Source organism: Pedobacter sp. AC163, assembly GCF_979258665.1.
Map to the genome: position 1 here is coordinate 1,595,168 of NZ_OZ409872.1, position 12,037 is coordinate 1,607,204.

The following is a 12,037-nucleotide window of genomic DNA, read 5'->3' on the forward strand; positions in this document are numbered from 1 at the left end:
ACCAAAATGAGATTGCTTCGTACCTCGCAATGACGACCGTTCTTAACGTTATTTATATTGCTTTTAGGAAATAGATTAAACCTCAGGATGACAAATATCCTTACAAACTATACTCCTTTTTCCAAACCTGTTTATTACCAGAATAGATGGCTTCATTACACATGGCCACGCAAATGGAAGCTTGGGTGCCCGTATTGATATTAGATACCGGTTGTGCGCCACTTGTAATTGATTGATGAAACTCGTCAAGAGCATAGTTGGTTCCATCCATCGTGGGCTTATCCAAAATCGGGATTCCACCATCTTTGTTGATCACAATTTTGGTAGCACCGGTTACGCCATCAACAATTCCCAATTCCTTTCTGGTTACTTCCTCCGGGTAAAAAACGCCTGTATTGGTGAGCAACGAAACGGAACCTTTTGTTCCTTTAATTTTAAATAGATAACCATCATGTGCATTGCCACAGGTGGCGCCAAAATTTCCAATCATTCCTTTTTCCTGATAGCGCAAAGTTGCCTGGATGTTATCGTAAGTTTCTCTTCCATCTTTAAAAATATCTATCCCTCCCGAACCCATAATTTCATCTGGCTGCGTTTCGAATGCCCAATTAATGAAATCGATTTGGTGAGATAAAAGTTCTGCAGCTAAACCACCGGAGTATTCTTTGTACATCCTCCAATTTATTTTTCGCTCCAAATCAGCACTCGGAACACTTCTTCGCCAGGTTCCGTTCCTATCCCAGCGGCAATCAATCTGCGAAACCTTGCCCAGGTAATCACTTTGAATCATATCCTTAACCTTGAAATAAAGCGGCGAATACCGGTATTGATAACCCACCTGAAAAATCTGTTTAGGATATTTTTGAACCAGCTTTTTTAACTCCAGTGCTTGGGCAATATTATAGGTCATTGTTTTTTCTACATACACATGTTTACCAGCCAGAACTGCGTCTTTTGCAATTTTAAAGTGTTCGCTTAAGGGTGTGGCAATAAAAACAGCATCTATATTTTTATCATCTAAAACCTGCTTGTAATCCTTTATAGGCCGGGCATCGGCAGGAACGTACTTTTCTGCCTCTTTGAGTCTAAAATCTAACACATCGCAATAAGCTACTGCCTTAAATTTTGCAGGCATTGATTTAATAACTGATAAAACCCCTTTGCCACGATCTCCACAACCAATCATTGCAATATTGATTACTCGATCTGTACTAAACGCGTACAAAGCATCGCCAACTAATAATCCCGAGGCTAAAGCTGCCGAACTTTTAACAAATGACCTGCGATGCATCTATAATTTCTTTATTTTAATAGTTCTGAAATCGACCTTATTTCCATGATCCTGAAGCAGAATATGCCCTTTTGGCGCTTCCCCAAAGTTTTTCCAATCTTTGTATTTACTTATTGCAACCAATTTTTTAAACTCCTCCGATCCGCGAACATATTCCAAAACCTTAACCCCATTTAAATAATGTTCAACTTGGTTATTTGGATATACTACTAAACGGCCATTGTTCCAGCTGCCAATTGGCCGAAGATAGCGGGCTTCTTTTTTAGACGTCATTAAATCGTATAACGAGGCCAACGTTCGGTTTCCGTCTCTGCCTAATTTCGCATCGGGGTGCAATACATCATCTAAAACCTGATATTCCAAACCAATTGCCGAACCTGTATTTTTTTCACTTAACGTAACGAAATATTTCACCCCACTATTTGCTCCAGGGGTAAGTTTAAATTCGAACGAGAGATCGAATGCGGCAAACTCCTCTTTGGTAACGATATCACCGCCATTCGTAGATTCGGCTCCGCCGGATGGCTCCACGCTAATTACACCATTTTCAATTTTCCAACCCTTTGCCGGGAAAGCAGTTTTATAAGCTCCTACCCAACCAGCATTGCTTTTGCCATCAAAAAGAAGCTTGTATCCTTCTGATTTTTCGTAGCCAGACAAGGTATTTGGCGTTAAATTTACGGTGTATATTCCTTTCGGAAAAGATTTCGACTTCAATCCTTCTGTTTGAATTTTGATGTTTTTGAAATAAACCTTTTTCCCATCGTTTTCCAGGTTATTTCCAATGCCATGCACTTGCAACCCAATGAAACCTGATTGATCAAGGGTATCAATTACATAGGCAACAGGAGTTCCGTTTACCCAGGTTTTTAATTCGTTGCCAATGTTTTCTATTCTATAGTGATTAAACTCATTCTTTTTATAAAGCGGCTTAGCTGACGGATTTAATTCTAATGGATAAAGCCATAACCGCCTGGCTTCATCATAAATCCCACCCGTCCACGATCTCTGCGTAGGGTCTATTTCCATTTGTCTTCCGTACACTAATCCTCTCCCGTTATTTCCCTCAGGGTTAATATGACTTCGGGTTTGAACTCCGGAGTTTGTATTTTCACCTTCCAGCTTAATATCGATTTCGAGCACATAATCGCCGTATTCCTTTTCGGTAATTAAAAATGAATTTGGCGTTCCTTTAGTCATGGTACCCACTATGGCTCCATCTTCAACTTTATAAGGTGCTGTTCCGGCTACGGCTTTCCAACCGTTTAATGTTTTACCATCGAAAAGCGGTTTAGTTTTTTGTGCAGCGGCAGATAAACTAATAATTGAAAGCGCAAGAATGCCGTATGTTTTAATGTTTAACATGGTTTTGAATTTGTCGTCATTGCGAGGTACGAAGCAATCTTGATGCTTTGGGTTTAGATAGCAAGTATCTAAATCGTTTCATTCCTCACCATGATGATGTATTGAAATTAATATTTAAAAATTTTTCCGTTTGCAATCACTTCTTGTCTGTTTTCATCAAAAGTAGCTTTCGCTCCTGTACGAACCGCAGCATTCGTCATGATGTTGGCAATGGAGTGCGAATAGCCAGCCTCTACCGGAGCATTTGGCGTTTTACGACTTCTAACGCACTCCATCCAATTTCTCATGTGACCGGAAGTAAGCGAATCGCCACCCATATTTGCACCTGTAGCTGCCTTTATTTCGGTTTTACTTAAATCAAAATTTGGTAGCAGGTTGGCTTTCATGCCCATCGCAGCAGCTTCCTTTTCTTTTAATCCACCTTTTGGAGATACTTTATTGGTAATCAAATTTAATTCACCGCCATTGGAGTAATAAACTTCTCCAACATCGCCAACGCTGTTTTGCATTCTGGAAGTGAAAGTAACCTGAAATCCATCTTCTGTATTGGCTTGACCATAATCGAAAACTGCAACCATCGAATCCCAGTTCCTGCGGCCATCTTTCCAGGTGTAGATTCCACCGTTAGCTACTACACTTCTTGGATGTTTTAAATTGGTAAACCAATGAACCGTGTCGATCTGGTGAGACATCCACTGCCCCGGCATCCCTGATGAATAAGGCCAGAATAAACGATACTCTAAATACTTTCGTGGATCGAAGGCTTCATTTGGCCGATTTAACAGAAATCTTTTCCAATCTATATCGGCCTCTTTTAGCTTTGCCACCAACTCAGGCCTACGCCACCGTCCGGGTTGATTTACGTTCCAAACCAAGTCTACAGCGGTAATAGGTCCGAATTTTCCCTCCTGAATAAACCTGGCAGCGTTTGCATAATTTTCACCGCTTCGTCTTTGAGAACCAATCTGAACAATTCTATCTGTAGCTTTGACAGCTTTAAGTGCTGCTTTCGCATCATCCATTGTTTCGGCGAAAGGTTTTTCTACATAAGCGTCACAATTGGCTTTAACCGCTTCAATAGTATGCAACGCATGCTGAAAATCGGCTGTACTGATAATCACAGCGTCCAAATCCTTCATAGCATACAACTCGTCGTTATTTTTACAAGCTTTAATATCGTGACCAAATTTTTCTTTGAGATGGGCAATACCTAAATCCCGGCGGTAGTTCCATAAATCGGAAAGACCAACAATATCGAAATTCAATTCTTTGTTGTGATTTAGAAAACAAGGCAGCAAAGTATCTTTAAATCGATCTGAAAACCCAACTACACCAACTCTAACCCTATCGTTAGCACCGATTATTCGTCCGTAGCTTTTGGCACTCATACCCATTGTGCCAGCGTAGGTTGCCGCAGCAAAAATGGCAGATTGTTTAATAAATTTTCTTCTGGAATTTTCCATGGAATGATTGAGTAATTAGTTATTATAAACGTTTTCGATTTGTTTGCTTAAGTATTTTAAGCAGAATTTGATTTGCTCTTCCGAATAGTTACTTCCTGCCTCCACGAAAATTGGCCCTTTATAGTTGGCCGCCTTTAGTGCCGCAAGGTATGGCGTAAAATCATCACCCTTAATTCCGGGCAATGTCCGCTCTGCATCCTCCGCAATTTCACAATGAATAAGTAAATCTTTTGCATCAATAATATTTTGAGGAGGCTCGTGCTCGCGTCGCATGTGAAAAATATCTGCATTTAGCCTGAAGTTGGGATGGTTAACTGACCTGACAATTTCAGCTGCCGATTTCACCTTATTGATAAAATTGGTTTCTTTACTTTGAAGATTCTCTAGCGCTATTTTAACATTATATTTGGCCGCAATTGGTGCTATCTTTTTACAAAGTGATACAAATGCACCTGTTGCTTTTTTAACATCGTAACCATCAGGTAATCTGCGTGCTCCCCCACTTCCTAAAACAATCACACTAACTCCAGCTTTTTGGGCACGGCTGAATAGACTATCCACATAGCCAAGTACAACTTGCTCATTAACATCCGGACCGGCGATTTTCATATTGCCCGGAAACATCACATTGCACATATATAATTTCGATCGCAGTTTACTGATCGCCTGAAGATTACTATTGAATTTCTCTTCCGATAGCGAAGGTGAAATCATTCTGCCAACTGATTCTCCAATAAACTTAAATCCAGCGGCATGAATTAAACTATCTTTTTCTATCGGGGCAACGATACCCAGTGGAACAAGTAATTTATTTATCGATTGAAAACCAAACACAAAAGGGGAAAGAAGAAGTATGAGGATGATCGTTCTTAGTTTCATGTTCAATTTTACTTGAGGATATTCTACACATCTTTTCCATTTAGGCAAAATGTAGTTTTTATTCCATTTGGCTAGTGGTTTTTAAACCATATATATCCACAAAATAAGACTTTTAGTGGAAAAACATTAAAACGGTTTAGTAACATTTTAGAAACGGGGGAAAAAAGTTGGTGTGCTGCCCCGAATTTTCGCGAGCAACAAATTATTAGAAAACCTCACCCTAGGAAAGGAAGAAGTTATTATAAATGCAGTGCAACCCTCTCCTCGAAGAGAGGGAAACAATGGATTGTAGTTTTAACCTGATTGCAAAACGGAACGAAAATCCCTCTCTTTAAGGAGAGGGAGAGCAGAACAATTGCCAAAGCACAAACATTGATAGGGTGAGGTTATTGAGCTTCGAAGTTCTTTTAAAAATTCATTTTATTAAAAAACCTCACCCTATGAAAGGAAGAAGTTATTGTAGACGTAGTGCATCCCTCTCCTTGAAGAGAGGGAAACAATGGATTGTAGTTTTAACCTATGTTGAAAAGGCCTAATCCGCAAACCCCTCTCTTCAAGGAGAGGGAGAGCAAAACAGTTGCCGAACCACAACCATTAACAGGGTGAGGTTATTGAGCTTTTAAGTTCTCTAAAAATTTATTTTATTAAAACCTCACCCTATTAAAGGAAGAAGTTATTGTATATGCAGTGCATCCCTCTCCTTGAAGAGAGGGAAACGAAAGTTCGCAGTTTGAACCTATGTTGAAAAGGCACAATCCACAAAGCCCTCTCTTCAAGTAGAGGGAGAGCAGAACGATTGCCAAACCACAATCATTAATAGGGTGAGGTAGTTATAAAAAAGCTAGCCAAGCATTGACAGGCTTTCCTCAATAATCTTTATTTTGGCTTCTGCATCTGCCTTTTTATTACGCTCGTTAGCGATAATTTCTGGTTTGGCATTTTGAACGAAGCGCTCATTGCTCAGTTTTGCATCAACAGATTTTAGGAAACCCTGTAAATAAACCAAATCAGCATTTAAACGAGTGCGCTCTGCATCAACATCAATGTTTTCTGTTAAGGAAATGAAAAATTCATCTTTACCAGCCATAAATGCTGTTGCACCTGCAAGCTTATCATTCACCATTTCAGCCTCAGAAACATTCGCTAATTTGAATATCACATTCAACCATTTCTCATAGTCGATCTCAGAATTCACTTTTAAACTTAAGGGCAAAGCTTCTTTCGGAGAAATCTGTTTTTGATTACGAACATTCCTAATCTCGGCAATCACAGTTTTAATCACCTCCGCGTCTTTCAATAAACTTTCGTCTATTGAGCCACCTTTCGGATATTCGGCAACGATACAGCAATCCATTTCTCCCCGTTCAGCAAATAAATCATCATGCCATAACTCTTCTGTTAAGAAAGGCATATTGGGGTGCAATAACTTAATAATATTTTCGAAAAAAGAGATGGTTGCTTTATAGCTTTGAGCGTCAATTGGCTGTTGATAGGCAGGTTTAACCATTTCTAAATACCAGGCACAGAAATCATCCCAAACCAGCTTGTAAGTGATCATTAATGCTTCCGATAAACGGTATTGTTTAAAGTTCGCCTCAATTTCTACAAGCGCTTCGTTGAAACGATTTTCGAACCATGAAATGGCCTGTGAATTCGGATTTTCTAAGCTTTTATCAACTTCCCAACCTTTAACCAAACGGAAAGCATTCCATATTTTCGATGCGAAATTTCGTCCCTGTTCGCAGTAACTTTCATCGAACATTAAATCATTTCCTGCCGGAGACGACATTAACATGCCCACACGCACCGCATCGGCTCCATATTTTTCAATTAATCCTATCGGGTCTGGCGAGTTGCCTAAAGATTTAGACATCTTACGACCCAATTTATCGCGAACGATACCCGTTAGATAAACGTTCGTAAATGGTTTCTTACCCATAAACTCATGTCCAGCCATGATCATCCGTGCCACCCAGAAGAATAAAATTTCAGGCGCCGTAACCAAATCATTGGTTGGATAATAGTAATTGATATCTTTATTATCAGGATTTTTAAATCCATCGAAAACCGAAATTGGCCACAACCAAGAAGAGAACCAGGTATCCATTACGTCCTCATCTTGCCTTAAAAATGGCTCAAGCTGATGCTTAAATCCAGCTTTTTCAGTTTCTGAATAATTTTCGTCTAAATGTTTTTTCTTCCAGAATTCTTCTAAAGCTTCGTCTTTCGTTTTAGCAACTACCCAGTTTCCTTTATCATCATACCAGGCCGGAATACGTTGCCCCCACCAAAGCTGACGGGAAATATTCCAATCACGAACGTTCTCCATCCAGTGGCGATAAGTATTTTCGAATTTATTCGGAATCAGGTTTACCTCACCGTTTAAAACGTCTTCCAAAGCCGGCTGAGCCATTTCTTTCATCTTTACAAACCACTGCATAGAAAGTTTTGGCTCAATTGCAGCATCTGTACGCTCAGAAAAACCAACCTGCGATTTATAGTCTTCAACTTTATCCAGATGACCAGCCTCTTCCAGCATTTTGGCAATTTTTTTACGGGCAACAAACCTGTCCTCACCCACTAAAATAACTGCCAGTTCATTTAGGGTTCCATCATCATTCAAGATATCGGTTACTGGCAAGTTGTGTTTCACACCTAGCTCATAATCGTTCAAATCATGTGCCGGGGTAACTTTTAAACAACCTGTACCAAATTCAATATCAACATATTCATCTTCGATAACCGGAATTTCATGGTTCACTAGTGGCACAAAAACCTTTTTACCTTTTAAGTGAGTAAACCGTTCGTCGTTCGGGTTAATACAAATTGCGGCATCAGCCATTATCGTTTCCGGACGCGTAGTTGCAACAACAAGATAGTCGGAAGCTTCATTTCCTGATTCAGGAGTTTTTTCACCAACAATAGTATAGCGAATATAATATAGTTTTTGGTTTACTTCCTTACGGATTACTTCCTCATCAGAAACAGCCGTTTTACCCGCTGGATCCCAATTTACCATCCGGATACCGCGATAAATCCAGCCCTTTTTATACAAGTGAATAAAGGAATCGATCACGGCTTCAGAAAGGTCCTCTTCCATCGTGAAACGCGTACGGTCCCAATCGCAGCTTGCGCCTAATTTCTTTAATTGTTCTAAAATAATCCCGCCGTATTTCTCTTTCCACTCCCAAGCGTATTTCATAAATTCCTCACGGGATAGGTCTTTTTTATTGATGCCCTGCTCCTTTAACATCGCTACAACCTTTGCTTCGGTTGCGATAGATGCATGGTCAGTTCCCGGAACCCAGCAAGCATTTTTGCCTTGCATACGGGCTTTACGAATCAACACATCTTGAATGGTATTATTTAACATGTGCCCCATATGCAGCACCCCGGTAACATTTGGCGGTGGAATTACAATAGTGTAAGGTTCACGCTCATCAGGCTCGGAATGAAAAAACTTTTTCGATAGCCAATAGCTATACCATTTATCTTCTGTTTCTGCAGGATTGTACTTCGTGGAAATGCTCATGAAAAATTATTCAGTATCAAGTTGAGTGGCAAAAATACGTTTTTAGGGGCAAAACTTAAAGTAGAATTCATTTGAAAAGCCAGGTCTGCATTTCATTACAAAGTCAGTCCTGCTTTTCGTTGCAATCTTTTTGCGAAAGTCAGTCTAAGCTTGTTTAAGGCCTGCATCAAAAAGTATTTACACTACAATCCGGTTTAGAAAATTCTGTCTGCTACACTTTTGATCGTTCGGCCAATGCAAATACCACATTTTGGCTGAAGCCAACCAACGAAATTTAAAAGATCAGGCAGCTAAAGCAGCCTACAATGAAATGCGAATAAATTATCGGGTTTTCATTTCATTGCCGTTGGTTTCAACCAACGGAAAAAATTAGAAATCTTCTTGTAACTCTCTAAGTTCATTGCCGTTGGTTTCAACCAACGGAAAATTAAAACCCTAATCCAAATCTGCAAAAACATCATCCAAAAGAAGCTCGAAGCCAGGCAAAACAGAGGAAGTAATTTTTTCGCTCAGGGTAAATATTTTTGAAGGCTGAAATTTACCAATATCGTTAAGAGTATAAATAAGAATGCTTTGATCACTTTGGCTAACCACCCAATATTCTTTCACACCAAACTCTTCATAAACCTGATATTTATTTAGCAATTCCTTTTTGTTATTCCCCGGAGATAGAATTTCAACAACAATATCAGGAGCGCCAATGCAACCGCGATAATCCAATTTACTTTTATCGCAAATTACACAAATATCAGGCTGGAGCACGGTAAAAACATCCTTATCAGCTTTACTTTCCTTCGGGAAGCGAACGTCAAAAGGAGCAGCATAAACTTTGCAAGGCTGGCCTTCCAAAAAGTTCCCAATTTTTATGAAAATGTTTCTAGATATTTCCTGATGTATGCGTGAAGCCGCAGGACTCATCTTAAAGATTTTTCCTTTAATCAGCTCTACTCTCTCTTCAAAAAGCCAGCTTAAGTAATTTGCATAGCTATAAGTTAACGATGCATCAATATCATTGAATTGACGAACAGGTTCATCGTGTATTTCAGGATATGGAATTGGCTCAGACATAACCAAATATACTCAATTCTGTAGTAAATTAAAACCGCATCTTTTGAATCCTGACGGCGTTCAAGATAGCCAATAATGCTACTCCAACATCTGCAAAAACTGCTTCCCACATCGTTGCCACGCCACCTGCACCCAAAATTAAGACCAATGCCTTTACTGCGAAGGCCAAAACTATATTTTGAATGACTACTTTCCTAGTTGCTTTACCAATTTTGATTGCAGTTGCAATTTTCGACGGCTGATCAGTCTGAATTACCACATCTGCTGTTTCTATCGCCGCATCGCTACCCATAGCACCCATCGCCATACCAATATCACTGATCGCTAAAACAGGCGTATCATTTATGCCATCGCCGACAAAAGCTACAACTTTAGTTTTATCTTTTTTAATTTCTTCGAGTTTAGCAACCTTATCTTCCGGCAGTAAATCGCCGAAATAAGAATCAATACCTAAAACACCAGCCACCTTTTTTACAATCGATGTTTTGTCTCCACTTAACATGACAACCTGTTTTACGCCATTTTCATGCAATTGTTTAATGGCCAATACTGCATCCTCTTTAATTTCATCGGCAATTAAAACGTAGCCCGCATATTTTCCATCTACGGCCATTACCACAATACTTTCTTCTATATTATTTATTTTTGTGTCGAAACCAATTTTAAATTTCTCCAGAAGTTTAACGTTTCCGGCCAGAACTTCTTTGCCGTCAACAACCCCTTTTAAACCCATTCCAGCAATTTCTTCGATATTTTCGGCAGAATGAATATCTTTTTTCGCGGCATATTCTACAATGGCTTTTGCAATAGGGTGTGTAGATTTCCCTTCAACAGCAGCTAATAATGTTATAAATTCCTCTTTATCAATTAAACTCTCTATCTGCTGAACGTTGAACACACCTTTGGTAAGTGTTCCGGTTTTGTCCATTACAACTGTGTTTAGTTTGGCAATCAGATCTAAAAAGTTGGAGCCTTTAAACAAAATTCCATGAGCAGAGGCGGCACCAATTCCACCGAAATAACCAAGGGGGATAGAAATAACCAAAGCACAAGGACAAGAAATAACCAGGAACACGAGTGAGCGGTATAGCCAGGTTTGAAAATGATAATCTCTACCCAAAATTAAAATCGGGATAGTAACCAGAGCCAAAGCTAAAAAGAATACGATTGGCGTATATATTTTAGCAAATTTACGGATAAACAATTCTGTTTTTGCCTTACGGGTTGTGGCATTTTGTACCATCTCTAAAATCCGCGAAAGCGCACTATCTGCAAAAGCTTTGGTTACTTTAATTTCAATAACTCTATCCAAATTCAGCATTCCCGCTAATACCTTTTCACCTTTATTAATGGTTTTTGGCTTACTTTCACCTGTTAAAGCAGCGGTATTGAAACTGCTTTTTTCTGATAACATTTCGCCATCTAAAGCGATTTTTTCACCGGCTTTAACTTGAATAGTCTCCCCAATGGCTACTGTTTCCGGATTTACGGTTTCGTATTTCCCGTTCCGCAACACGCTGGCTACATCAGCCCGAACATCGAGCAAGGCAGAAATATTTCTCTTCGCCCGGTTTACCGCAGCCATTTGAAAAAGCTCGCCGATGGTGTAAAATAACATGACCGTAACGCCCTCAGGGTATTCGCCAATAGCGAAAGCGCCAATGGTTGCGATAGACATTAAAGAAAATTCGGTAAAAAAATCTTTGGCTTTAAAAGTTTCCCAAACCTCTTTTAAAACCGGAATGCCTACAGGTAAGTAAGCTACAATATACCAATACGGACGAATGATTTTAAATGCATCGATCTTTAAAAAATTATCGAACACAATACCAATAAGTAACATGAATAACGTTACTGTTGCGGGCAAATATGCTTTAAAAGATGACGGATCGCCGCCGTGATCATGATCGTGCTCATCACCCTCTGCGTGCTTATGCTGGTGCTGATCTTGGTGTGCTTTGCTACTGCAACACTTATCTTCTTTATCGTGTGGATGACTCATTTATTTCTTTTTCTTTGTGAAAAGCAACATCAGTTCCTCTTCGGTTTCTGTGTTCCCGCTACCGTTTCAAATCCTCACCCGATGAAAAATCGGGTTCCGGGTTTTCCACTTTATCGGGTTTAGGTAGCTAAAATAGATGCACAATTTAAAGTTAGCTAAACCCGACGAGAGCGATACCCTTTTTTGTTGCATTACTTCAATGCTTCTTACGGCAATCACAAAAAAGGTAAAGCGTACGGCGGGACTGTATGGTTGGATAAGAGACTAAACGCCCATTTCCGAATCTTGTTTAAATAATAGGTAATCTTTCAAATTTAAACTTTATTCTAAATCATTCTTAATAGCTAAAATTTTCTGAAGTACACAATAAAAGATGTTAAAAAATGTTAATACTGTAATAAGATTCAAAAATCATGAAATCCTTAAAATTCCATTTT

Annotated in this window: 7 protein-coding genes; all 7 read right to left on the minus strand. The window is 39.4% G+C overall.

Annotated features, from left to right (window positions below):
* Positions 1-100: 100 nt before the first annotated feature.
* A complete protein-coding gene (locus tag ACZZZK_RS06715; protein ID WP_463483481.1) occupies positions 101-1,291 on the minus strand; it encodes a Gfo/Idh/MocA family protein in 1,191 nt (396 codons plus the stop codon).
* A complete protein-coding gene (locus tag ACZZZK_RS06720; RefSeq protein ID WP_463483482.1) occupies positions 1,292-2,656 on the minus strand; it encodes a 3-keto-disaccharide hydrolase in 1,365 nt (454 codons plus the stop codon).
* Positions 2,657-2,763: 107 nt separating this feature from the next.
* Positions 2,764-4,119 (minus strand): Gfo/Idh/MocA family protein, encoded by a 1,356-nt coding sequence (locus tag ACZZZK_RS06725; RefSeq protein ID WP_463483483.1) that lies wholly within the window; start codon positions 4,117-4,119, stop codon positions 2,764-2,766.
* 15 nt (positions 4,120-4,134) lie between these two features.
* Positions 4,135-4,998 carry a sugar phosphate isomerase/epimerase family protein gene (locus ACZZZK_RS06730; protein ID WP_463483484.1) on the minus strand — a complete coding sequence of 288 codons (864 nt, stop codon included), beginning with the start codon at positions 4,996-4,998 and terminating at the stop codon, positions 4,135-4,137.
* 841 nt (positions 4,999-5,839) lie between these two features.
* Complete coding sequence (locus ACZZZK_RS06735) at positions 5,840-8,530, minus strand: valine--tRNA ligase (RefSeq protein WP_463483485.1); 2,691 nt, start codon at positions 8,528-8,530, stop codon at positions 5,840-5,842.
* Between the two features lie 435 nt (positions 8,531-8,965).
* Complete coding sequence (locus ACZZZK_RS06740; RefSeq protein WP_463483486.1) at positions 8,966-9,598, minus strand: Uma2 family endonuclease; 633 nt, start codon at positions 9,596-9,598, stop codon at positions 8,966-8,968.
* Positions 9,599-9,626: 28 nt separating this feature from the next.
* The gene (locus tag ACZZZK_RS06745; protein WP_463483487.1) at positions 9,627-11,600 is read right to left on the minus strand and encodes a heavy metal translocating P-type ATPase; all 1,974 of its coding nucleotides are present in this window, start codon (positions 11,598-11,600) and stop codon (positions 9,627-9,629) included.
* Positions 11,601-12,037: the final 437 nt, after the last annotated feature.